18 protein-coding genes are annotated in these 23657 nt (G+C 55.7%); all 18 read right to left on the minus strand.

Annotated features, from left to right (window positions below; genetic code table 11):
* Nucleotides 1-90: 90 nt before the first annotated feature.
* On the minus strand, nucleotides 91-528 hold the full coding sequence (gene tssE / locus EV102420_RS09090; RefSeq protein ID WP_042391123.1) for a type VI secretion system baseplate subunit TssE: 438 nt from the start codon (nucleotides 526-528) through the stop codon (nucleotides 91-93).
* Entirely contained in the window at nucleotides 521-1057 is a 537-nt protein-coding gene (gene tssJ / locus EV102420_RS09095; protein ID WP_172462258.1) for a type VI secretion system lipoprotein TssJ, read from the minus strand. Before tssJ ends, tssE begins: the two co-directional genes overlap by 8 nt.
* Nucleotides 1038-2138 carry a type VI secretion system baseplate subunit TssG gene (tssG, locus tag EV102420_RS09100; RefSeq protein WP_042391125.1) on the minus strand — a complete coding sequence of 367 codons (1101 nt, stop codon included), beginning with the start codon at nucleotides 2136-2138 and terminating at the stop codon, nucleotides 1038-1040. Before tssG ends, tssJ begins: the two co-directional genes overlap by 20 nt.
* A complete protein-coding gene (gene tssF / locus EV102420_RS09105) occupies nucleotides 2093-3856 on the minus strand; it encodes a type VI secretion system baseplate subunit TssF (protein WP_042391126.1) in 1764 nt (587 codons plus the stop codon). Before tssF ends, tssG begins: the two co-directional genes overlap by 46 nt.
* 30 nt (nucleotides 3857-3886) lie before the next feature.
* On the minus strand, nucleotides 3887-7300 hold the full coding sequence (locus EV102420_RS09110; protein ID WP_042391127.1) for an ImcF-related family protein: 3414 nt from the start codon (nucleotides 7298-7300) through the stop codon (nucleotides 3887-3889).
* On the minus strand, nucleotides 7287-8441 hold the full coding sequence (locus EV102420_RS09115) for a KPHS_23130 family T6SS system protein (RefSeq protein WP_042391128.1): 1155 nt from the start codon (nucleotides 8439-8441) through the stop codon (nucleotides 7287-7289). Before EV102420_RS09115 ends, EV102420_RS09110 begins: the two co-directional genes overlap by 14 nt.
* 3 nt (nucleotides 8442-8444) lie before the next feature.
* A complete protein-coding gene (locus EV102420_RS21295) occupies nucleotides 8445-8711 on the minus strand; it encodes a PAAR domain-containing protein (protein WP_072015222.1) in 267 nt (88 codons plus the stop codon).
* A 176-nt stretch (nucleotides 8712-8887) separates the two neighbouring features.
* Complete coding sequence (locus tag EV102420_RS09120; protein ID WP_042391130.1) at nucleotides 8888-9751, minus strand: formylglycine-generating enzyme family protein; 864 nt, start codon at nucleotides 9749-9751, stop codon at nucleotides 8888-8890.
* A 53-nt stretch (nucleotides 9752-9804) separates the two neighbouring features.
* Complete coding sequence (locus EV102420_RS09125; RefSeq protein ID WP_042391131.1) at nucleotides 9805-10683, minus strand: formylglycine-generating enzyme family protein; 879 nt, start codon at nucleotides 10681-10683, stop codon at nucleotides 9805-9807.
* Between the two features lie 11 nt (nucleotides 10684-10694).
* Nucleotides 10695-12950 carry a hypothetical protein gene (locus EV102420_RS21855; protein ID WP_077776513.1) on the minus strand — a complete coding sequence of 752 codons (2256 nt, stop codon included), beginning with the start codon at nucleotides 12948-12950 and terminating at the stop codon, nucleotides 10695-10697.
* A 16-nt stretch (nucleotides 12951-12966) separates the two neighbouring features.
* Nucleotides 12967-15483, minus strand: a complete 2517-nt coding sequence (locus EV102420_RS09135) for a type VI secretion system Vgr family protein (protein WP_042391133.1) — start codon at nucleotides 15481-15483, stop codon at nucleotides 12967-12969.
* A 104-nt stretch (nucleotides 15484-15587) separates the two neighbouring features.
* A complete protein-coding gene (locus EV102420_RS09140) occupies nucleotides 15588-16052 on the minus strand; it encodes a putative T6SS immunity periplasmic lipoprotein (RefSeq protein WP_255211671.1) in 465 nt (154 codons plus the stop codon).
* Nucleotides 16046-16600, minus strand: a complete 555-nt coding sequence (locus tag EV102420_RS09145) for a hypothetical protein (RefSeq protein ID WP_042391135.1) — start codon at nucleotides 16598-16600, stop codon at nucleotides 16046-16048. Before EV102420_RS09145 ends, EV102420_RS09140 begins: the two co-directional genes overlap by 7 nt.
* Nucleotides 16593-19232, minus strand: a complete 2640-nt coding sequence (tssH, locus tag EV102420_RS09150; protein ID WP_042391137.1) for a type VI secretion system ATPase TssH — start codon at nucleotides 19230-19232, stop codon at nucleotides 16593-16595. Before tssH ends, EV102420_RS09145 begins: the two co-directional genes overlap by 8 nt.
* 172 nt (nucleotides 19233-19404) lie before the next feature.
* Complete coding sequence (locus tag EV102420_RS09155; protein WP_042391139.1) at nucleotides 19405-19896, minus strand: Hcp family type VI secretion system effector; 492 nt, start codon at nucleotides 19894-19896, stop codon at nucleotides 19405-19407.
* A gap of 14 nt (nucleotides 19897-19910) precedes the next feature.
* A complete protein-coding gene (locus tag EV102420_RS09160) occupies nucleotides 19911-21623 on the minus strand; it encodes an OmpA family protein (protein ID WP_172462257.1) in 1713 nt (570 codons plus the stop codon).
* Between the two features lie 3 nt (nucleotides 21624-21626).
* Nucleotides 21627-22280, minus strand: coding sequence for a type VI secretion system protein TssL, short form (gene tssL, locus EV102420_RS09165; protein ID WP_042391140.1), 654 nt, complete (start codon nucleotides 22278-22280; stop codon nucleotides 21627-21629).
* Entirely contained in the window at nucleotides 22277-23614 is a 1338-nt protein-coding gene (gene tssK / locus EV102420_RS09170) for a type VI secretion system baseplate subunit TssK (protein WP_042391141.1), read from the minus strand. Before tssK ends, tssL begins: the two co-directional genes overlap by 4 nt.
* Nucleotides 23615-23657 lie beyond the last annotated feature (43 nt).

A 23657-nucleotide genomic window follows, 5' to 3' on the forward strand; every position in this document is an offset into this window, starting at 1 on the left:
AGCATAATCCGAGGCGTTAGTTTAGAAAATCCGGGTTGACCGAATCACGTAAACGGCTAGTGCTCACGCTGATACGTGAAAACGTTTGATCTAATCGACGTAATTTTGCTGCTTCAGGTGACGGATAAACACCCGTCCCTCTGGCATAAATTCGGTGCCATAGCGCACCAGGCCCACGCCCTTCAGTTCGGCATCGATGGCATAGCGCAGCTCGCCGGGGATCGTCTGGTCAAGAAGGATAACGCTGAGGCTTTTCAGCCGTGGTTCATACTTAAGCAAAACGGCCGACAGCGTGCTCATCATTTCGTGAGCGGTCCCCGGCATACCCTGCAGGATTTTAGTCATATCCGGCAGACCGTAATCCGGCAGATGCGCCAGTGTCCCGGCGCGGCAGTTTAAAATGCGTTGCATGTTGTCCAGCACGGACAGGATCACCTGGTTCTCTTCAGTGGCCTGGTTCAGAGCGAGATCACCTGTGAAATTGTTGAAGAGGGTTTCGTACAGCGACGGGCGTGGTCTGTCATTCATCTTTCACTGCCTTAAGCGTCAGCCGGTTATTGCCTGCCTCGATGATCCGGGCTTTGTCCGCATCCAGATCGTCACGGCTTAATATCACCCGCCAGGTGTTATTAGCCTGATCCGGGGAGATAAACATCCCTGCTACGGCGACATACTGCGCATTGTCATCCATCGGCATATCGATCATCACCGCCCCACCCGGCTGCAGGCGGATATCTTTTTCTGCAACCAGATCGGCTTTGATGGCCTGGCTGTCGGTTGCAAACAGTGACGGATAATCCGTGCTGTCGAACGTCTTGCGGTCCTTAAGCTGATAGATGCGTATGACCGTGGACAGCGGCACACCGCCGGCATTTTTATTGACGGCCTCACGCGCCCGGATATCAAGATGCAGGGTTTTCACCTGCTTGTAAAAAACAGACCTGGTCACGGCTGCCGTGCCGTCCGCGACGTCCTGGGTCAGGCCGCAGCCTGCCAGGATCATCGCGATGCCCGACGTCAGTACAAATAAGGTGGTTTTACCAGCGGTAGTCGCCATCTTCATCAGTCTCCCTGCGGTGTATATTCTCCTGGACCCGCTCATAGCGGCCCAGGTTAATGAGGATTGTGTGTGTTTGCGCTGCGGCATCTGAATTCAGAGGGCGCATGACGGCCGTCCATCCGAGCTGCCCGGCTCCCGGACGCGGCTGGCTGTTTATTGTCGCCTCCGGAAGCAGGCTTCGCGCAACACACAGCTGCAGACGAACATCGAGACGTGACCCGAGATAGACATGCAGCAGCGCCATGAGATCGGTGTGAAGATCACCTCCGGGTAACCAGCCCTGCACTTCCTGCGGATCCGTGGTGGTGAGCTGCATCAGCACCTGACTGTTCACATCGGTGGCATAGCTCCCCATCACCGGGCAGTTTGCCAGAGTAACGGGCTGGCGCAGGCTCATGGCCAGCGGCTTTTTCAGCGGGACACGTCTCCTGTCGTGGTGCCAGATGTTCGCCTGCGTCCCCGGTGCCAATAGTCGAACCAGGGACGCCATCCCTTCGGCCGTTCGTCCCGGTAACAGCATAACCGGCAGCAGCGCCAGAAAGCGTGATGCCGGTGCCGCAATACTCTCCACACAGCCGTCAATCCCAAGCCCCGCGAGTCCGAGTAGGTACTGTGAGGTCCTGTCTTTTCCGCCGTCTTCGAAGGTTGCCGGATAGGAGTATTTCCGCCAGATACGGTAGTACTGGGCAATCAGCCGGTGGTTAAAGATATCGAGAAAATCGGCCGTGGCTTCATAGCCCTCGCGTCGCCGGGTGATATCGTCAATGTAGTGAGTCGGTAGCGGGGACTCCACGCCGTACAGTCCCATAAAAGTGACACGCACCGTGTGCGGCAGGTGCGGATGGGCTGGCGGCTCCAGCGCCTTGATCTCCGAGGCCGGGAAGCCCATCCCCGGATGTGGCCGGAAACGCACCGGCTCATGTCGTACCTGCCAGGTGCTGCCGATGACAGGCTTATCGGGCTGGCTCTGCTCAAGCAGCTGGCAAAAGCGATAAAAGTTAATATACGGCAGCCGGTCGCCCAGCTGCGCCATCAGCCGGGCAGGCGCGGACTGTGATTCTCTTTCCACCGGATGCATTTTCCTTCTGGCTGAACAATAAGCGTGAGCTGGTTGAACTGGTTCATGTCGGCATAGAGCGCAAAAAAGCGGTTGAGCATTTCGCCAAACAGGTGGATATCCCCCTCCCCCGTGAACCCGTTGCTGTCGAGGGTCACTTCAATATCCAAGCCCCGCAGCAGATAGCCCTGTTCAAAACGCTGAAGACGGTGATGTTCCACGTGCTGAATCGCCTCCAGACGCCGGGTGTTCAGTTCATCTTCCTGCCAGTTATAGAGCGCCAGGGTGCCACGCAGGACTTCGGCGGTACTCATCATGTTCAGGAACCCTGAGCCCAGGTGGCTCAGCACCCGCCAGTGGAAGCGATCTTCAGCAGGCGGGTAAACCGGCAGCGTGGGTTTGCAGAGGTTTTTCACCGACAGCGGCGTCTGCACCACCTGCTCGCAGCGGTCCAGCAGCGTGCTCTGCAGTGCCCGGCGCGGTAACTGGCCGTTGGTGCCGGTGATTTGCAGCGACACCGCTTCGCGCCCGGCAAGTCTGTCCTCTTCCCACTGGTGACCGCCGAGGATAAGCCAGGTGTCATACAGCCCGGTGACACCGCGCTTAACACGGGTGTGGTAATACCGGGGCGGTGCCTGGCGGCGCATCATCCCTCCCTTGTGGCGGAAGCTGCTGAATGGCACGTATTCGGCATCACGGGTCCGGTTTGAACCGGTGACCGAATCCACGGTATAAATCTCGGTGTGTCCGTCCTGCAGTCGTTTGGGGCGCAGCAGGTATTCACTTTCAAGGCCAGTGATGGTGAGCGGGTCCGCTTCCAGCGTAAACAGGTTAATCACTGGCACACAGTGAAGAAGAACCGCGTCATCACTGACCGGCAGGTCTGATGGCCACAGCGTACTGAACACGACCTCAATGTCAAAGTACTCGGCCCCTGCTGGCGGCGTGATACCGTCCAGTCCATTGAGATGGACAAACATAAACTTGTTGCGAAAGGTGAAGTACTCCAGCAGCAGCTGATACCCGCTGAAGGCCGTATCGCCTTTCGGCCACAGCCTGTCTTCCTCAGCAAATCCTCCCGGCGAGAAGTACCCGTCAAGGCGAATACGATCGGTCTGCCCGGGCAGGCGCATATACAGTGCGGCCTGCCGTCTAGTCAGCATCAGATGCAGCTGACTGCTGACGGAGGCATCTGCACCAAGATAGAGACTCAGGTGACTGAGGTCAGCATGGGACCAGTCCGCCTGCATGCTGCAGGCAAAACGCATCCGCAGCAGCGAACGCCCGTCAGGCTCGGTCGTCATGGTCACCCCTGAGATATTCAGAGGATTGAGCATCACATCCCGGGTGGTGCGGTAGCGGCAGACTGTGTTTTTCGGTCCCACCGGGCGGGAGTACACCTCCAGGCCGGCGGGCATCACTTCCGCCATTTTCACGGCCTGAAGCGCGGGCGTGAACGCCACCATCGAGAGTGACGGAATGGTGCGCAGGTAGTGTGGCCAGAGCATACTCACCAGCCCTTCCGTCAGTTCCGGCAGGTCGTCGTCAATCTTCTCCCGCAGCCGTCCCATCGAGAAAGCAAAGCCTTCAAACAGGCGTTCGACATACGGATCGGGCGTGCCGGCCTTATCCAGATCCAGCATGGCGGCCCGGTCCGGGTGGGTCTGGGCAAACTCTTTGGCAGCCTCACGGAGGTAGCGCATTTCTGCGTCGTAATAACGCAGGGTCAAATCGTCCATTAGTTCATTTTTTCCTGTGAAAGGTGCTCATCAGTAGACCTCCCCGGCATCATTGCCTGCACGGGCAACCTGGCCCGGCACAGCCGCGTCGGGCGTGTTGAAGATGGTTTCCGGCAGGCGGAAATGACGCAGTTTCAGCAAGGCCAGCGGCCCCTCTCCCGCTTCGGTACGCAGGGTGTAATTGAGCGTGCGACCGTCCTGTGCCTTCCAGCTCAGGCTGTAGCTGCTGCCGACACCCGGGTAAGCACTGACGGCGGCTTTATCGAGCAGGCGGATCCAGCCCCAGCTACCCGGGATATCCGCATACTGGCGGGTTCCCGCCTGGGTACTGATCCAGCTTAAGTCAGCCCCCGGTGCCTCAGTATCGGCAGGCCAGGTGAAGCGCTTCCATACCGGGAGCTGGTTCACATAGGTCATTTTCTGGCTGTCGATAATCATGTCGGTCTGCATCACGCCAGCGGCCGTGCCCGGACGCAGCTCGAAGTTCATGCCGGCATTGCCTTCGGTAAAGGCCACATCCGAAATATGGCTCAGGGTGTTGATGGCGTTGAGGAACGCCGGGTTAAAGGTCAGCCCCTGGGCGTTAATGCTGTCCGGCACCCAGTGATTACCTTCCTTGTGCAGTACGCCCTTAAGGCGGGTCTGGAGAAACTGCGTGATACGCCCGGAATCCGCATTGAGGTATTTAGCGAGCAGCGGCAATGAAACCTCACTGCTGCTGTCACTGAACGGATAGCGACCACCAAAGGCGGTGTTCCACTCGCTCACCACCGCCTGCTGCCACCGGGCATTGAGGCTGTCCGCCGCCGGGGTCAGCACCTGCTGCCAGGCCTGCTCCATCGGATCGACAAACACGGTGCGGCCAAAGCCACTCCACTCCTGCCCCAGCCCGGCGGCAATCAGGCTGCCATAGTCGCGGGTTTCGGTCAGATCCACCGCTTTGCCCTGGAATACCGTCTCGGCGATGGTCCGGGTCATTGCCTGCGGGTCAGCGGCACTGGTGACCTGCTGCAGGCGCAGACGCACCTGCGTCACCCGGGTCAGATACGACTCTAAGCTCTGCGCCTGTGCGCCCGTGCGGCTCCTGTCCATCAGCGCCAGCACCGGGCCAAAGGTCGCATCCAGCGGGCCATGCAGACCGGCACTCTGATCAATGGCATCCTCGCTGTCACCACCCAGCAGGTTTTTCGCTGATTTCACCAGCGAATCGGAAATCGCCTCGCCGGTTTGCCCGGTGCGCCCCTGTACGTTCAGGGTGTTCATCAGTGCCACCAGCGGCGACTGACGCACGTCAGCCATCAGGGTCAGCTGGTCAATGGAATCCGACAGCGTGGCGGCCTGGTTCCAGCGCAGGCTGTTGAGGAACACCAGCCAGGCACCGCCAAAGTCGGCAAAGTAACGCGCCGTCAGGCGTTTTTTCAGCGCTTCCGGGGAGAGATCTTCCTGCACCTTATGTTTACTGTCGGTCAGCACCCAGTCGAGCTCATCCCGACGGTTTTTCACCACGTTCCCGATGGCGGGCTGTACCGCCTGCTCCCAGGCCTGGCGGGTAAACATCCCGGGCACCACCTCGCTAGTGCTGAACAGGCGGGCGGCATCGGTATCGCCGGTCATGTCTTCAAGGCGCATATCAACATAGAGATGCGCCACCTGAGAGAGCATCTTCTGGTACAGGGTCGATTCGCTGTTACGCATCCCCATCAGGCGAACCAGCAGGGAACGCGCCTGGCTGACCATGTTTTCATCTGCCCGTAACGCCCACGCCGGATGTGTCGTGAGCTGCGCGCCCCAGAACGACAGCAGTGACGGGGCCACGCCCTGCCATACCCCGTCTTTTACACCATCACGCTTCGGCCAGTCGTTCAGGAGCGCAGAGCTGAACCAGGCCGCATCCATATGTTCCGGGCGGGCCAGCATCAGGTAAAGCTTCAGCTGGTCATACGTGGTTTTTGCCCTCTGTTCACGCAGCGGACTGTCCGGTGGCAGCGCATTAAAGGCATTAATCTGCTTCTGCAGATGGTCTGCGGCTGCATCCCTCAGCAGCGGCCGGGCGCTGTCCTGATAACGTGGCCAGAGGGCCGCCAGCAGGGCACTGTTCTGGCTCAGTCCGGCCTGTTCGTACCACGGTACGCCGTGCTCAGAGCGATACTGCAGGCGGGCCAGCGTTTTTTGCAGCTCCGCCAGGGCATGCAGTTGTGCTGCCAGCGGCTGGTTTTGCCGGGAAGCCATCGCAGCCTGGGCATTCGCACCGGCAATCTGGCTGCGGTTCGTGATATACGCGATACCCATCCATCCAGCCCAGCCCACCATCGTAAGCGCAGCCACAGACGCCATCACCTTCGGCCACGGAATGCCTGGCCTGCGGGGACGCAGTGCGGCAGGAAGCATCCGGACAGACGCAGGCAACGCATCCCAGCGTTTATCCATGCCCCAGTGATGCTGTACGGCACGTTCCGCACCGGCAGAAGGCTGGCTGAACACTACCCCGGCCAGCGGCAGCGGACGGTACGGATTGAGCATTACCGAAAGCGGCGCGGTCACACTCTTTGGTTCGCGAATGAGCTGGTCGGCAAGCCGCAGCAAGAAGTTATGTTTCACCTCACCACAGGTCTGCTGCAACCCCTGTGCGATAAGGCCCGGCGTCAGGGCGGCAAGCTGTGCTGTTAATTCTTCGCTACGACACCCGGCAGGCAGCAGGCAGCCTGCGGCCTGCACAATGCGCCCTGCCGGCTGACCAGCGCGCGGATGCAGGGACCAGACGTACAGCGGGAGCTGCCAGCCCAGCACGCTCATCCGTTCGCTGATGGCGTGAGAAAGGGAGTCCATGGTGCTTTCAGACGGCACCGGCAGCGAGGGTTCCGGTCCCGGCGCGGAGAGCTGGTCCAGGGCTGAGGTGGCCCACACCAGGCCATCCACCGGACGGCGACGCAGCTTACGCAGCGCGGTCAGCCAGGCACTGTCAACCGGGGTGTTGAGGTCACCGCCCCACAGCAGCAGTGTCCCGCGATCTTCCTGCCAGAGCTGGCTGACAAGACCGGGGGTCAGCTGCTCCACCTCTGAGGCGGCACCGGTGATCAGCAGGATACGGACTTTGCTGCCCCAGCGGCGGCCGTAGAGGGTGCGCATGGCTTCACGTATTGCGGTGACGGTGACGTTACGGGGTGCGGTCTGCCTGACGCGGCCTTCATCGACAGGCAACACACTTTTGCGTCTGGCCTGAAAACGATGCCAGCCCTGCCTGATGGCAAGGCCAATTGTTTTGCCATGCGAAAACATCAATATCAGAAGTAAAGCACCGGCAAATGCCAGGCTCTTCAGAAATGGAGTGCGCAGCCCAACCTGGTCGCCAGCGTGCCAGATTAACCAGGCAATCCCCCCTGCAATAAGGGCAGAAAACCCCAGTCTGCCCCACCCTCCACGCCATGACGAATTACCTGTTGTCATTATTTCTGTTCCCTGCTTGCACTGTATTAATAAATCTCTGTTCGCTGTCAGAGGAGAGCATCAGACAGTCTGCTTTCTGTATATTCACGATATCGCTGACTACTGCGGCCATTATCCAGGGGGAAAAGGGACCGCTGAGTCCGGCATATTGTTCCAGCCAGTGGAGCTGTTCAGGTTGCCAGCGCCCTGCGTGTTCAGCTGCCGCTTCAAGCAGGTCCGCAAATACATCGCCCCAGTCAGCCCGATCGCCGATAATATTTTCTGTGGCGCAGGCCTGAGTCTGCGTTGAGAAAAACGTATCCAGTGATTTCTCTATAACATCCATGTCCAATAACATTGGGCGTAGCAGGCAGGCATCGTGTGTGAGTTGATATTTAGTGGCAACATCATCTGATGTCAGCAGCAGTGCGGCCAGAACATCGCTGTATCGACCTTCCCCCTGAATCTGTTGCACCAGAATCAGATCCACATCCAGCGTGGGTGATTTAATCCGTTCATCCAGTGCTATAAAGGATTTTGCGGTCTGTATATTCAGAACAGGGACAGGACGCAAAGGCGCTGAGTCCTGCCAGGCCGTTGTAAATGCGTCCTGAAGTGTAAGGCGATCTTCCTGCGAATCCGTCAGCAAAGTGACGCTGAGGGGTAAATCCGCTGGAACCCTGGCCAGGGCATCACTGGCACATTCAAGTAGTTGAGAGAAGCAACCTCGGGCAGTTGGGCGAGGTAAACGCCGCGACAATGTTGTGTGCTGCATTTGCTCAGCAGTGGCCTGTAAAAAACGACAGGGCGTCAGAGCACCCGGAAAAATGACATTGCTGTGCAGTACGGCAACGTTGCGCCCGGCCCATTCTGTCCATTGCTGCTGGGCATATTCAGCCTCATTAACCTCGAACTCGTGCTGATCAAACGCACTGTTAAAAAGCCAGCCCCGCAGACAGAGGAAGAAAAACCAGATAACGATGGGGCCTGCTGTGACGACCCAAAGATTGAATCCCTGTAAAGGCCCTGAAAGCTTGTTCGCATGCAGGACGAACAGCATCACACTTCCAACAACCGCAGCTAGTCCCAACACAAGCCACAGAACAAATGAGGGTTCTTCAGGCTTCCCGGATACCGTTGATTTCTGACGCTCCCAGCTCATTGCTTATCCTATTACACAATCCGGTGCGCTGGATATCAGCTGACAACCACATTCACAGCGGCAACCATTGACAGCAATTGCTTTACCGTCTGAGGACCACTCTGATGAACCTTCAATAATAGTGTTGATGCCATGTCCCGCTACCGGGCAGCTAACTTTATCCCCCACCAGCGCAACCTTTTTACCATTAACAATCATTGTCGATGATGCAGATATAACCTGACCACCATGTGTGGTTTTATCACCGAGTAATACGAAACCTTTAGACATAATAAATTTCCTTTTGCTATAAAAAACAGATTTTTAAATGGCTGGATTTACATTTCTAATGACAACCTGGAAAGCCACATTATGGCTACTTTATTTAAATAAACCCACCCTCTTGTTTGGATTTCTGAAATATCATAAACCTTACGAGATACGATTATCAGAAAAATCATGGGTTATTATTTATTAACTACGCAGCGGAACACACCAGTATCATAGTCATATTCATCATCTTCTGGTTTCGGATTAGGTGGAGAAGATTGTCTGAACATTGTTAATGCATATTGGTCATCCCCACCTACAGCTCCGCGCTGTACTTTCTTTTTCCCCTTAGCTGGTCCCTGTGGATCTTTGACGGGAGAATGCGAATAATAATCTGATGCATACCAGTCATTCGTCCATTCTTTTCCACTTAACCCCATATCATAAAGTCCTGATGGGTTGGGAGGATACTTACCAATTGGGTATATAGGAAGATATAACCCGTCAGTATATTTCTGCAACTCATCAAAAGTTGGGTAATTTCTACCACGCTCAATTTTTCCATTATCGGTTGCAAAAGGTAAATACTTACCTTCTGAACGTGCGGCATACTCCCACTGAGCTTCTGTCGGCAGATCTACTTTTTTTCCTGACTGCTCTCCCAGCCACAGGCAATAGTCTTTTGCTCGCTGCCAGGTAATTCTTACAGAATAATTGTCACTCAGAAGTATCGGAGAACCTTTCGCAAGGCTGTAAACTGGAGGAGCGGTGATACCCGTCACCTCAAGATAAATTTTATAGTCTGCATTTGTGACTTTATATTTCGAGATCATAAAGTCGCTAAGAATAACCTTATGCAGTATCTTATCATCCCGCTGGATACTAAAAGGTAATTTTTCTCCAACCAGTGGGCCAAAGTCTCCCATCATAAATTCCCCGCCTTTAACAGCGATCATGTTTGAGAGTGATTTATCAACCAATTTACTGGCTAACTCTGATTTTTCTGAAGGGTTATCACAGGCGACAAGAGTGAAAGCGAGTAGAATAATTATTTTTTTCATATGCCTGACCTAATATAACCACGCCTAAACAACACTGTGTTTGATACAGGTAATCATTTATTGATTACACAACGAAAAACACCAGTATCATAGTCATATCTATCATCTTCTGGTTTCGGATTAGGTGGAGAAGATTGTCTGAACATTGTTAATGCATATTGGTCATCCCCACCTACAGCTCCGCGCTGTACTTTCTTTTTCCCTTTGGCTGGTCCCTGTGGATCTTTGGCGGGAGAGTGCGAATAATAATCTGATGCATACCAGTCATTCGTCCATTCTTTTCCACTTAACCCCATATCATAAAGTCCTGATGGGTTGGGTGGGTACTTACCAATTGGGTATATAGGAAGCCCCAGTCCATCTGTATATTTATCTAATTCATCAAAAGTTGGGTAATTTTTACCACGCTCAATTTTTCCATTATCGGTTGCAAAAGGTAAATACTTACCTTCTGAACGAGCGGCATACTCCCATTGAGCTTCTGTCGGCAAATCTACTTTTTTTCCTGACTTATTCCCCAGCCACAGGCAATAATCTTTTGCCCGCTGCCAGGTGACAGTTACAGAATAATTGTCACTCAGAAGAGACGGAGAATCCTTGGCAAGACTGTCAACAGGAGGAGCGGCGATACCCGTCACCTCAAGGTAAATTTTATAGTCTGCATTTGTGACTTTATATTTCGAGATCATAAAGTCGCTAAGAATAACCTTATGCAGTATCTTATCATCCCGCTGAATACTAAAAGGTAATTTTTCCCCAACCAGTGGGCCAAAGTCTCCCATAAGAAAATCACCACCTTTAATGCTCACCATGTCTGCAATGGATCTATCAACAAGCTTATTGGTTAACTCTTTCTTCTTTGATGAACTGTCACAGGCAACTATTGTAAAAATAAGAAGCAACAATATTTTTTCTATATTCATTTTTTTCATTACAGTCTGCCTTACGCCATTTGTGTAGTAGAGTTATGGTTGTTATTAATCAAGGCGATATATCGTTCCATTTCGTCGTGAGGAATTGGTTTAAAGGGTTCATCTGGAACAACAGTATCGGGAAGTCTTTCATAGAGAGTCTGGAGGTTTTGTTGGTATTGCGTCGAGAAGTTCCCCATAAATCCAAACTCCGTTGTCCCTAAAAAGTTCAACAGTGCTTGCTCATTGGCCTTAATATTCCCTTTTCCCGCAGCAGGCCTCGCCGTCATATGCTGCATCACATTATTATAATCCGCTTTACTCTGCACCCACTTGAAGCAAAGCATTATTGCTGTTTTCCTTAACTGCATTACCCCCCATTTACTGGTGTCTTTTTTTTGATTTCTTTGATCTATAACATCCAATGCATTAACATCCATTAACTGGAATATTATGGATCCTTTTGTCTCGGGTGGCGTGTATTTCAATTGGTCTGGGTTAGCATTGATGCTTTTCATCAGAGCCACACGCTTATCTTCATTATCTAACGCCTGTTTGAACTGCCTTAAAATACCATCAATGTCGTCTTCAAGATGATCAAACATGTCAACACCAATTTGAATTTTTTCCGCAGCCAGTATTATTGGTATCGCACACAAAGCTCTAAATGAATCTGGTTGCATCATGTCCTCAAGCTTTTGATAATCCACATTTCTGAGCATATACATAAAGCCTTTCATAAATGCTGCAAACGAATTACCATCGACCTCAAAACCCAAAGAACCTTTGGCACCAACACCCCAGCAAAGTGAGGCTTTGCAATATATTCTGAAGCGGCTGTTAACATACGTTACGTAAAAAACTGCAGATCCGCCTGCCCCGGCCTGAGCCGTTACGCCAAGAGACAGTTTGGCAATAGCGGTAAACTTCTTCTCTTTATTCACAATTTGCTTGCTACTGTCATGAGCAATTTTCTTGTCTTCTTCAGGATGAGGATCAAACCATTCAATAGCACCGCTGACATTGCCACCGGCCTGAATGCCAGCAAAAGCGCCAATTTCACTACCCGCTTTCACATCAGGTAGAGGAAGGGTCAAATTAACCTGCCTCTGGCCAGGCGGTGGCGGAGGTGTCAGCTTCGCCGGACTCCCCTTAATGCCATAGCCCTTTGCCATTTCGTCACTAAAGTCGGCTTCTACACCCAGTTCAATGCCGAGGCTTGCCCCGGCATTGCCGGATAACACCGCATTTATCACGTACCGGATAGCCCCCATATTACAGACACCACCTGGTGCACCCGCAGAGGCTCTGGCAGGAAACAACAGTGCGGTACCAAGCCGATCGGGAATAAAAAGTTCAGCGGACGCTTTTGCCTCACCCAGTGCAAAAGTTGAGTGGCCTTCCATCTTCGCGGCAGCTTTCTTGTGTAATGGGTTAAACTCAGCAGACAGCCCGGCTCCCTGACTGTAGCGCATCAGCTGCGCCTGTGTACTGATGTCAACATACTGATGATAAGTTGACTCATCTTCAGGTTTATCACTTTCTCTGGGCCATGTTAGCCCTTTATTCATTTTTTTCGCCCAGTCAGTAAGGACAACATTACTGTCTTCTAATAGCTCATCTTTAATCTTAAGGTTGTGTGATGCTTCTTTTAATTGTCTGCTGAGCTCTTCGGGATCTATTTTTCCTGTCCTGACTGTTTTTTTTGTTTCATTCCCGTCAGCATCGACGCCAGTCACTTCTTTATCTGTATATTTAATGAAACTGGCCTCTCCGCTTTCTTTATCCACCTCACTGAGCTTGTATCTCCGCCAGTGGCTGCGAATTTTGTCAGAACGGACATAGGTACTTTTAAATCCGGCAGTCTTCTGAAGGGGGATCAGTTCCATAAGACCTATAGCTGACTCTTTGGCGTTTTCATCGAGCAGTTCCCCTTCGGGCACCTTTGCAGTCAGGGTTTTAAGTTCTGCCTTTAATTTTTCGTTAGCGTCATTGAGTTGCTGGTAAGCGCTCTGAAGTTTGCTGTCATAAGCACGTTTTGGCCTCTTACCTGCCTGAGTCAACATCTCGAAATTGAGTTCATCCAGAGCATTCTGCGCCTTCTTCTGTTTTTCCAGCAACGCTGTCATTTTCAGCTGTTCCTGAATGAATAAGCGATTATCTTTTGCATCAACCCAGAGTAATGTTGCACTGCCCGGGTGAAAATAAACCTGAGGGTCATGCTCTCCGTTGACAATAGTATTTTTACTCACGTTATCCAGACGACTTTGCTGTGTACCTTTAGTCATTTACTCACTCCCTTAATCAGCCACCGAGCAGTTCAATACTGATTTTGCTTTTTGCCGCACCAAATATTTCAGCCGTCTTACCTTCACTGTCAGTGCGCCCTTCATAAACAGAACCATCAGCCGTGGTGATCCGGTATCGCGTGTTTGCCAGAATGTCGCCAGATTCCTTGTCCTGTGCAACAAAACGCTCACAGTATCCTTGCGGAAGTTCAGGCTCTGAGGCGTCATAGTCCGCACTGCTCATTTTCTGGACACTGGCACACTTCAGTAAAATATTGCCCGGTGCGCCGAGTTCCATATTTCCACCTGCCAGTTTCATAAATGCCCCGTCACAGTTAACGACCAGCTCTGTTGCACCCGTAATGATCACTTTGCCTTCTAAACTGGTCACCGTGACGTCTTTCTTCGCAATAGCCTCCAGCGCATCGTCCTGCGCCTGAATTTCCATCTTTCCTTTGGCGGCAAAAAGCTTCATCCCGGCCTTGCGGGCCAGCATACTCACAGCTTCGCCCGCCGCCACCGTAAAGCGCTTCATCGCGCTGATATCCGTATTCTGCTGGGACATAATCCCCACACTGGCAGCACCCGAAGCTACACGTACAGCCTGAGGACTGGTGATACTCACGCCTTCAGGCGCATTCAGTATGATCCCTGGCTTAGCGAGTTCTTTGAGAGCCGCGTTAAGCGTCTGCTGACTTGCAGTATCTGCAGGCAGGGCATCAGCTCCTTCAGCAGCAGAGGATAAGCTTTTTGCTATCGTCAGCGCATTTTCCAGCTGGGCAATCGCCTCCTGCATAGAGAGCATGTTGTCCCCGGCGAGCGGTTGTTTATCGGCTGTGATAAACACCCCGGTACCGCCACGAATGGAAACGTGTCGATCGGTACGAAGCTCAGCACCTTCACCACGCAGCGCGCGGGAAGCATCGACATTGTGTCCTAAATTAAGCTGCGTCTTACCCCCGTACTCGGTACTGAGCTTGATGTGCTCCTCACCGCGTTTGTCCTCCATCCGCAGCTTGTTCAGGCCGGCGGTCCTGATGACGTTTCGGGTGCTGTTCAGTTCGGTGACGTGGTCAACGTGACGGGAGTCGTGCATCGCGTGCGCGATATACGGGCGGTCCGGATCGCCTTCGTGGAACGCAATGGCGACTTCAGTACCCTGGATCAGCGGAAAGTGAAAGCCGTACTTGTCACCACCATATGGCTTAGCAAAGCGCACCGGCATGCTCTCCATGCCCTGACGCTTGTCATCCCGGTCAGCATCAAACTTCACCCGGTACAGGCCGGATGCATCCTGCCAGGCGTAGATATCATTGTCTTTCGCGCTGGTCACCCGTGCCATCAGGGTACCGCTCACCACCGGGCGCTTTTTAGCCGCAGGACGCCAGCAGCGGTTCTCGTAATACGGCATGGCCGCCCACTCCACCCGCAGCGCGTTCTTCCGGCTGGCTGTGTAACCGGCGCTGATGATGATGAGACCGTTTTCAGTTTCACGGGGCAGCGTCGGCGGAACAGCCGTCTCGGTGATGGTGAGCACCTGAGCCGGGCCCAGGGTATGGTCGGTGCTGCTGCCGGTCACCGTGGTCTGGGTGGACAGAAAGCGTTCGTGCTCCAGACGCGCCCAGAAGTTGCCGGTTTCCGCTGCTGGGTTAATTTTGTCACCCCGCTCCCGATGGCGCGGGCGGTAATGGTACACATCACCGTAGGTGTTGCCCTCCCCGTCGCCGCGGGTCATGTCTACCGGTGCGGACGTCAGGACGTTCTGCGCCTCACGGTGGTTATAGTCACTGGCCGTGACGGAGTGCGCCACCACGTTGTGCCAGACGTGAATGCCCCACACGGAGTCAGCCGCATTGTCATTTGCCCCGGACGGGCTGTTCAGCGGCAGCGTTTTACCAAACGTCCAGGCGCTCTGCTTGTCCGCGAAGTGCACCACCTCGGTCTGCGTGTCCGGCTGCAGGCTGAAGAAGTAAAATATTCCCACCTCCGCCAGCAGACGTTCAATAAAGGCGAGGTCATTTTCCTGGTACTGGTTAATCTGCTCCCGCTTTGGATAATCAGCCTTGAGGGTAAACTCATACTCCCAGCCTTTCAGGCCATGCTCCTTAAGCACTTCGGTGACCACTTCCGGCACTGATTTGTTGACGAAAAAGCGGTGGGTGCGGAACTGGTTACCCAGCAAAGACAGGAACGGCTCAATAATAATCTGGTACGTCGCTTGGTCACGTGACCCACTGATACGCTTAAAATGCGTCACCACGCCATGTACCACTTTCTGGCCGGTCAACTCGATCAGCGGCCCTGTGCCCATGGTCAGCGTGGCCGGTTTGCTCAGCAGTTGTGTGGCATCAATGTTCAGATCGCTGCTGGTGAAGCGGACGTTGTAATAATACAGTTCACTCATACATTCTTTACCGCTGAACTCTTCCACATCCAGTAATGAGGTACAGGATGGGATATCCAAACGGTAGCGATTCAGCCCGCTTTCAGTTAGTGCAGACAGGGTATTCTTCAACGCATCAGTCATACTCATTATTTTGGCTCCATAGAATAACCTGCCGTCCATGACTTTCTCGCCGACAGGCAAGTAACAGGTTTAGGTACTTAGAGAGTACGAAAAAGAAAATTATACATTTATTATTCAGACACCTGAATTGAACCATACGGCCTTGCAATTTCACGATCGGTCAACGGAAAATTGTAAACCTCCCCATTTTTTATCCCCACACCAACAACGAACTTACGTGGCTCATCATCTTTCTTTGAAATCAATATATATTCAACAATGAACCTTCCATTATCAGGGAAATGATAAAAAGAAGGGGGAATGCATAATTTCCCATCAACGATCGTAAGGCCAGGTGAAAAGTTAAAATCTTTTTCCTTCGCAGGGGTTCCTCGTGGATTTATCCCTATGTCAGCAGGTTGGTAATCTTGAGCATCAGTAACGTTAAAGCATATGTTTTTTCCCTGTTTACTAACAGAGGTGGTTTCATGGGGGATAAACCTGTCTCCCGGACCAGGGCATCCAGTTAAAGTCAACAGGAATATGCCAGAAAAAACAACCGACCAAAACATACGAAAACCAAACATTTTCACCATGGGAACCCCCGTAATGCAATGTTGTATTGTTCACGTATTACTGACTCCGTAGTATCCCCATCTAAAGTAATAGTTGGATTTTTACCGCCCCACAATCGATACCATAACTTATATCCCTGCGTTTGCAACGTAAAATTATCCGCAATAACCTGCGCCTGCTGCTCCATCGGATAATCACTTAAGAGGCGACCATCAAGTGTATAATGATAACTCACCATCCAGCTTACCATTCCTCTGAAGATGACATTCATCCCCTTTGCACGTTGCCAGACGTGCCCCATTTCATGGATGAACATATGTTGAATATCGTCTGTCGTTTGGGAGAAATCATCGAAGTATTGATCACGAAAATAGATCTCCCCGTTCGGCGTCATCGCCGTATTCTTATCTTGTAAATTAAAAGGGAGATAACTATCTCTGTGGATCCACACTTTCGAATAATCAATAGTGGATAAAAAGACAGATTGTGCCAGCTGTATCTCACCCGTCGTAAGGAGCCTGACACCACCTTCTTTAATTCTGAACTGATCCTGAGTTTCTTCAGTCATGTTTAAACTCCATGCCAATCCCCTCTTCCTCACTCCAGCCGAGCGTCAGGGATTGTAGTTTCTGTTTCGCATCCATATGGGTCAGCAGCTGCTGACTCAGCACCGGCAGGATCTGCTGATTGAGCAGGCTGTCGATATTGCGCGCTCCGGTGTCCGGCAGCAGGCAGGCGGCGGTCAGGGCGTCATACAGGCTCTCGTCGATATCCGTTGTCATGCCGTAATGGCGTGCCAGCCGCTGGCTGACCTGCTCCAGCTTCATCCCGACGATGGTGCGCATGGCAACTTCTGGTAGCGGGCGGTAGATCACCGTCTGGAAACGGGCCAGCAGTGCGGGCTGGAAGTGGTCCCGCAGCAGCGGGCGCAGCAGTTCGTGCAGGTCGGCATCTGTCGTATCCGGCTGGTCATCCAGCAGCTGCATGATGCGGTCGCTGCCGAGGTTGGCGGTCATCAGGATCACCGTGTTGCGAAAGTCGATTTCGCACCCCTCGCCGTCGCGCATAAAGCCGCGGTCGAAGACCTGGTAGAAGAGGTTCATTACGTCCCGGTGCGCCTTCTCCACTTCATCGAGCAGCACCACGCTGTATGGACGCTTGCGCACCGCTTCGGTAAGGATGCCGCCCTGGCCGTAACCAACGTAGCCCGGCGGGGAGCCTTTCAGCTGGGAAACAGTATGCGGCTCCTGGTACTCCGACAGGTTGATGGTGATAAGCGATTTCTCGCCGCCGTACAGCACATCCGCCAGCGCCAGCGCGGTTTCGGTTTTGCCAACTCCGCTGGGGCCGACCAGCAGGAACACACCCTGCGGCCCGTTCTCCGGGGTCAGCCCGGTTTTAGCGGCGCGCAGCCGCTGCGCGATGGCGTTCAGCGCGGCCGCCTGTCCGACCACCCGTTTTTCGAGTGCGGCTTCCAGGCTCAGCAGCGCCGTCTGCTCATCCTTCATTAAGGAAGAGAGCGGCACCCCGGTCCAGTCGGCAATAACCGTGGCAACCGTGCGCACACCCACGTCTACCTCCAGCAAAGGATTACTTTGCTGGATCTCGGCAAGCTGGTGTCGCAGAGCGGCAAGCTCCCTCTGGCGGGAGATATCGGCGCGGCAGGCCAGCAGCTGTTCAGTGAGCGCCAGCTCCTGTCCATACTGCGTCTCCAGGGTGTCAAGCTGCAGAATAATGTTCACCTCCTCCCTGTCGATAGCCTCCAGCCGTTCGCCGTGCGGACCATTTCCCACCGCGACATCCTCCAGCAGCGCCTGTTTTTCCAGCTCCAGCGCAGTGATGGCAGATTTCATGCGGGTCAGCGGCTCCGGCACGGTGTCGAGATTCATGCGCACGCGAGCGGAGGCGGTGTCGAGCAGGTCCACGGCTTTATCCGGCAGCTGGCGTCCGGTGAGGTAGCGGCGGGAGAGCGTGACGGCGGCGCGCACGGCGTCATCAGTGATATGCACCCCGTGATGCTGCGCATAGCGGCCTTTCAGGCCCCGGAGCATCAGGCAGGCAGTGTCGTCATCCGGCTCGTCCACTTTCACCATCTGGAAGCGGCGCTCCAGTGCGGCGTCACGTTCGAAATACTGTTTGTACTCGCTCCAGGTGGTGGCGGCGATGGTGCGCAGCTCGCCCCGCGCCAGGGCGGGTTTCAGCAGGTTGGCCGCATCCGCGCCGCCCGCCTGGTTTCCCGCGCCGATAAGGGTGTGCGCCTCGTCAATAAACAGCAGCACCGGCACGGGCGACTGCTGCACCGCATCGATGACGTTTTTCAGCCGCTGCTCGAACTCGCCTTTCACGCCCGCGCCCGCCTGGAGTAAACCCAGGTCGAGGGTACGCAGGCTGACGGTTTTCAGGCTGTCCGGAACGTTACCCCCGGCGATGCGCAGCGCCAGCCCCTCCACCAGCGCGGTTTTGCCCACGCCCGGCTCGCCGACCAAGATAGGGTTGTTCTTGCGCCGTCTTGAGAGAATATCCACCATCTGGCGGATCTCCGTATCGCGACCAGACACCGGATCGATACTGCCCTCCCGCGCTCTGGCGGTGACGTCGAGGGTGAATCTGTCCAGCACGCTTTGTAGCGCCGGATCGGGTTGATCCTCTTTTATCCCGGCCCCGGCCGGGCGGCCAGCAAATTCCACCTCACCGCCGTGACGTTGCATCAGCGCCTCGTCCTGCTGAACCTCCGGGCGTTCATCGGACTGCGCATCGAGCAGCGGGCGCAGGCGCGCCAGCTGGCTCTGGCCCAGGGTCAGCAGCGGCCACAGGCCATCGCAGCGGATCAGTTTCGGGCTGTCCACCAGGGCAATCAGCAGGTGGATGCTGCGGATCTGCTCCTCACCGGCCAGCGAGGCCCGCAGCCAGGCATCCTGCATCAGCGTCTGCGTGCTCTCAGCCAGCTGCGGGCGGCTGCGGACCGAGCGCGGCAGCGCGTCCAGCCAGCCGATCAGATCCTGCCACAGGGAGTCCATGTCCCACTCGTAGCGACGGGCCAGCACCATCAGGTCCCCCTCGCCCTGCTCCAGCAGTTTCAGCAGCCAGTGCTCCGGCAGAATGTCCGCGTGCGCCCGGGTCTGGCACAGGGCGGCGGCCCCCTCCATCGCACGGGCGCAGTAGGGGTTGAGACGACGCAGCAGAATGGCGGGATTTTCCATGACTCTCTCTCTTTATCGGTTCCTGGACACGCTACCGCCCATCGCTGTTTCCTGATATTCAGGAGACCAAAGCGCACGAGGTCGGTATCAAATTGTGTTTTTGTTTGCTCAGCAGTCACAGTTGACCGCTCAGAAAACAAAAACAGCAGACGGAAAACCGTCTGCCGGGGGCTTATGCAGTAGCCCGTTCGTTCCACGAGTCGGAATGAATGATGTTGCCGTCTTTGTAGGTCCAGGTGATTTTTTCATAACGCAGCTCGATGGTTTCGAGATGGTTATGCTTCTCGTAGGCCGGGTCCTTGATGTCGTGCATTTCTGGCGCGACCTTCACCAGCTTGACGTTCTCCAGTTTGGTGTTGAAATACTCCACCTCCTGGCCCGCGTCGTTGATCTTGTACCACTTGAACTCGGCAGATTTCAGGGTCTGCCCGGTGGTCACCGCCTTGTACAGGTAAGGACTGGAGGAGTCGATCTCCTTGGTGAATTTGAACGGCGTGTGAATACGCGTGCCGGTCAGCCTGCCGGTGTTGCTGTCGGTCGGGATGTACAGATCGTGCTTCTGGGCGACAACTTCGATGCTGCCTTCACGATCTTTCACATCGACGGAACCCTTGATGTCGGCACCGCCGTCGTCTTTCAGCCACAGATAAACCGGAATTGCCATGTCAAAACTCCTTCTTACTTTTTAAGGGCGCTGCCGGTCATGGCAACGCTGTGATTACCCGGCACCTGACAGGCATTCGCTTGCGGCACCAGCGTGATGTCGACACGGCGGTTGAGCGCTCGCCCTTCCGGCGTGTCATTGGTTGCGATTGGGCGGCTTTCGCCATAGCCCTGCACCGCAAAACAGCTCTCCGGCACGCTGCCCGTGTCACGCATCCAGTTACGGACTGACTCGGCGCGTTGCAGAGAGAGAAGCTGGTTAGGTTTCTCATCCCCGCTGCTATCGGTGTATCCGGCCACCACAATCAGCCAGCCCGGTCTGGCCTTAATACCCACCAGTGAGTTCACCAGCACCCTGGTCGAACCCGGCTTCAGATCCGCTTTACCGGTATCAAACAGCGACATGCTGTCGAGGCGGATGGTTTTCGGACCCTGAATGATTTTCTTAATGACAGGTGGAGGCGGTGGCGGAGGTGCCCAGTCACTGACGGCGGCCTCAATGGGCGGCACCAGGCGCAGCCCCTGATACAGACCCAGGCGATAACGCAGTGGCTCCCCGCGGCGCTGCCAGTCGTCCAGCAATGCGTCATCGGCACGCAGCCGCTGCTGCGCCCGCAGCTTTGGTGCAACAGGCTTACCCGTCAGCTGGTGATATAACGCAAGATGATCGCCAACATTACGGATGAGGCGCTGGTTGTTCATCCAGGACGCCAGCATGACCAGCGCGAGGAAAATTCCACCCAGTAATCCGGCGTAACGCCAGAACACCATTCTGCGACTGACGCCACGCCTGCGCGGTAACGCCGGCAGCAGCAGTTCTGGCAGCGGCAGTGGCTCAGTGGTCACGGCCGCTGCAGGTGGCAGCGCCGTCAGGGAGGTGATGTGCTGCTGCCAGAGATTGGCCGCGATACCGTTCACCGGCACCATACACATGCCCTGCACGCAGGGCTTTATCACCGGCAGCTCGCCGTGGCGTACCGTCAGCAGGTCACTGACTGCGCTGTTCTGCCAGGCAAGCAGGCTGTGCAGCCACAGCCCCTGGCTCAGACGGGAAAGCCGTCCGTCTGGCCCGGTCTCGCGGGTCCACTCCGTCAGTGACACACTGCCCTGACCGGGCTGACAGACCTGAATGCCGCTTCGCTGGCTTACCGTGGTAAACCAGACGGACTCCGCCTTCGCGCAGGCCGCAGGAGGCGATACCCAGGTCACGGTCCACAGCGGCGGGAGGGTGCCGAATGCCGCACGGCACCGGACAACAGCACGCTGCCAGCCCCGCAGAGACTGGGTAAAATCATCCCCGGATGTGTGCTGCTCAGGTATCACCGCCAGCAGGACGGAGATCTGCGACACCAGGGCCGGACGCACCCGACTCAGGTGCTGTGCAAAAAGCGGCAGCTGTTCTGCATCCTTCACCCACAGATACCAGCCCTGCCGGGTTTCCCGGTGACGGGATCCGGACACAAAGAGAGGCGTGTTGTCACCGCAGACGAGGATCACCGCCCCCTGAAAATCGTCCGGCGGCAGGTTTTCACCCGCCATCTCCCTGACAGCGGTCGCCCGCGTCTGAGAGGCCCGGCGCTGCCGCCAGAACATCACGCCGGATGCTAGAACGACCAGCAGCGTGAGTGCCACACGGCTGCCCGTGGACAGGGGCCAGAATCCCAGGATGAGCCACAGCGCCAGGACGGCACCCAGGGCAGTTAACAGACTCCGGTACGCATCCCGCATCGCTTACCCCGGCCTGATAGTCTGGCTTACCAGCCCGGCAAGCGAAGATGAGAGGACGAACCAGAGTGCCGCCAGGGCGACAGCGGCCACAATCCAGGTCAGCCAGTACCCGCGACGGCCACTGTGCAGGCGTGAAGCGCGGGCAACAAGGGGGGCGTCCTGCGCCAGGGTGAACGCCGGCACCCGTTCAGCGAGCGCGCGAACAATATCCTCACGACGCTCATCATCCCGGGCGCGATACTGACCCACAAACCCCAGCTGCAGGGTCCGGTACATACAGGTCAGCACGGCTGCATCAGGAGCGGTTTCTTTCAGCAGGTTCCGGATGCGTTCCCACAGCTCCTCTCCGGCGTTCAGTGTGCCAAAGAAGTGCGCCTGCAGCGGGTCACGACGCCAGGTCAGGTAACCATCATCGGTGGTGCCCCGGTTCATCACGCTCTCGTCAAGGAGGGCACACAGGGCATACACCATATGGTCGCGGCTGATGTCGCTGTAGCCCGCCTCGGTGAGCGCAGTTCCCGCCTCCTGCACCAGCCGGCAGGCCCGGCGATAGAGCCCCTCCCCGTCACGGACTTCCTGACCGCCCCGCAGCTGGCTGGCCATCAGCCAGCCCGGGTAGAAGATACGTTCTGTCTGGCTGAGTTCGGATTTATTCATGTACGCAGTACCGCAAAGAGTTCAAGATCCACATCCCCCAGTGAGCGCGGGGTATAGAAGGTACAGCTGCCCGCCTCAAGCATGGAGCGTGCTGCCTCAGTACTCAGATCCAGCGAGAAATACTGGTTCTCAAGACGCAGCGGGATCGCCGCCGGAACATGGGCGAGGGGCGCGATCACCATCCCGCTCAGGGCCACATTCACCACCTCTGAAACATCATCAAAACTGCCCGCTTTACACAGCTGCGGGAATTTCGTCTGAAGCTCGTGGTTCGGCATGGAGGAGCGTACTGAGAGGTAGAAATCGGCCCCTTCGCGCAGGCGCGCATCGTGCAGGGCACCTTTCCAGATCTGGTCCTGATGCTCCAGGTGGATCCTCACCACCCGTGACGGCAGGCTCGCTTCCAGCAGCTTATCGAGCAGTGTGAGCAGCGGCGGGAATATCTGTTCCGGCGCATCGTGCTGATAAGCAGGAATATCCCCGGCGTCATGCTCCAGTGAGAAGGTCAGCAGGCTGCCGGCAAGACGGGCCAGTTCGCGGTACAGCAGTTCCGGGTGGCGATCGGGCGTCTGCAGCAGCTCCGTGAGCACCGGCTCCGCACTGTTCAGGGCATTGAGCAGCCAGAACAGGGACACATCCGCGACCGCAAAGTCGGCCATCCGCGCATTACTCTCACGGCGCATGGCCATCAGGCGGCGACGGCGGGCCTGCAGCCGGACCAGCAGGCCACCCAGTCCGGCGATCAGCCACGGGCTGGCAGAAAGGGAAAGCATTGGCGGGATAAAGGCCGGATCCCGGCTCCACTGCCCCTGCGCATTACGCACCAGGCGGGCCACCGGACAGGTCAGCCAGGCCGTGTTCTCCTGGCTGGAGAGACGCAGGGTCAGGGCATTACGCAGAATGGCCAGCTCCCCGCTTTCATGGCCTGCCAGGTCCTGCACCACCACGCGCTCGGCTTTCCAGCGACGCGGGCGCTCACTGTCCTGGCCGTTATCGAGGTTGCCGCCACTGGCGCTCAGTAGCGGCAGCGCGGCAACCACGTCAACAGCCTCACGGCCGGCTGCGCCAGACAAATCACAGACCGGAGGAAGATTGTCTGCCAGGTCCGTATCCACAAGGGTACCGTCCTGAAAGCGCACCACCAGACGGGTGGCGTTCAGGCGCGAGAGCGCTAGCGCAGCGTCGTCGAACTCTGCGGCCCCGACACCCCAGGGGTGAGAAATGCCCATCCGGGCGACCCTGTCGGCAACGTGCGCACTCCAGCGGGCCTGCTGCTGGAACTGTTGCGGGGCCAGCGCGGCCCCGTCCTGCCAAAGTGGACGATAAATTTTCATTCCCGATACCCCACCTTACGCTTTCGCCTTCGGCATCTGGGAG

This window comes from Pseudescherichia vulneris NBRC 102420 (assembly GCF_000759795.1).
Taxonomy (GTDB): Bacteria; Pseudomonadota; Gammaproteobacteria; order Enterobacterales; family Enterobacteriaceae; genus Pseudescherichia; species Pseudescherichia vulneris.

Excerpts from the sequence above, each read along its gene's own strand:
- tssH (WP_042391137.1), bottom strand. The coding sequence starts at position 19,232 with ATGGAAAATCCCGCCATTCTGCTGCGTCGTCTCAACCCCTACTGCGCC.
- EV102420_RS09140 (WP_255211671.1), bottom strand. The coding sequence starts at position 16,052 with ATGGTGAAAATGTTTGGTTTTCGTATGTTTTGGTCGGTTGTTTTTTCT.
- EV102420_RS09125 (WP_042391131.1), bottom strand. The coding sequence starts at position 10,683 with ATGAAAAAAATGAATATAGAAAAAATATTGTTGCTTCTTATTTTTACA.
- tssF (WP_042391126.1), bottom strand. The coding sequence starts at position 3,856 with ATGGACGATTTGACCCTGCGTTATTACGACGCAGAAATGCGCTACCTC.
- tssG (WP_042391125.1), bottom strand. The coding sequence starts at position 2,138 with ATGCATCCGGTGGAAAGAGAATCACAGTCCGCGCCTGCCCGGCTGATG.
- EV102420_RS09120 (WP_042391130.1), bottom strand. The coding sequence starts at position 9,751 with ATGAAAAAAATAATTATTCTACTCGCTTTCACTCTTGTCGCCTGTGAT.
- EV102420_RS21295 (WP_072015222.1), bottom strand. The coding sequence starts at position 8,711 with ATGTCTAAAGGTTTCGTATTACTCGGTGATAAAACCACACATGGTGGT.
- tssK (WP_042391141.1), bottom strand. The coding sequence starts at position 23,614 with ATGAAAATTTATCGTCCACTTTGGCAGGACGGGGCCGCGCTGGCCCCG.
- EV102420_RS09145 (WP_042391135.1), bottom strand. The coding sequence starts at position 16,600 with ATGACTGAAGAAACTCAGGATCAGTTCAGAATTAAAGAAGGTGGTGTC.
- EV102420_RS09115 (WP_042391128.1), bottom strand. The coding sequence starts at position 8,441 with ATGAGCTGGGAGCGTCAGAAATCAACGGTATCCGGGAAGCCTGAAGAA.
- EV102420_RS09155 (WP_042391139.1), bottom strand. The coding sequence starts at position 19,896 with ATGGCAATTCCGGTTTATCTGTGGCTGAAAGACGACGGCGGTGCCGAC.
- EV102420_RS09135 (WP_042391133.1), bottom strand. The coding sequence starts at position 15,483 with ATGAGTATGACTGATGCGTTGAAGAATACCCTGTCTGCACTAACTGAA.
- EV102420_RS21855 (WP_077776513.1), bottom strand. The coding sequence starts at position 12,950 with ATGACTAAAGGTACACAGCAAAGTCGTCTGGATAACGTGAGTAAAAAT.
- tssE (WP_042391123.1), bottom strand. The coding sequence starts at position 528 with ATGAATGACAGACCACGCCCGTCGCTGTACGAAACCCTCTTCAACAAT.
- EV102420_RS09160 (WP_172462257.1), bottom strand. The coding sequence starts at position 21,623 with ATGCGGGATGCGTACCGGAGTCTGTTAACTGCCCTGGGTGCCGTCCTG.
- tssL (WP_042391140.1), bottom strand. The coding sequence starts at position 22,280 with ATGAATAAATCCGAACTCAGCCAGACAGAACGTATCTTCTACCCGGGC.
- tssJ (WP_172462258.1), bottom strand. The coding sequence starts at position 1,057 with ATGGCGACTACCGCTGGTAAAACCACCTTATTTGTACTGACGTCGGGC.
- EV102420_RS09110 (WP_042391127.1), bottom strand. The coding sequence starts at position 7,300 with ATGACAACAGGTAATTCGTCATGGCGTGGAGGGTGGGGCAGACTGGGG.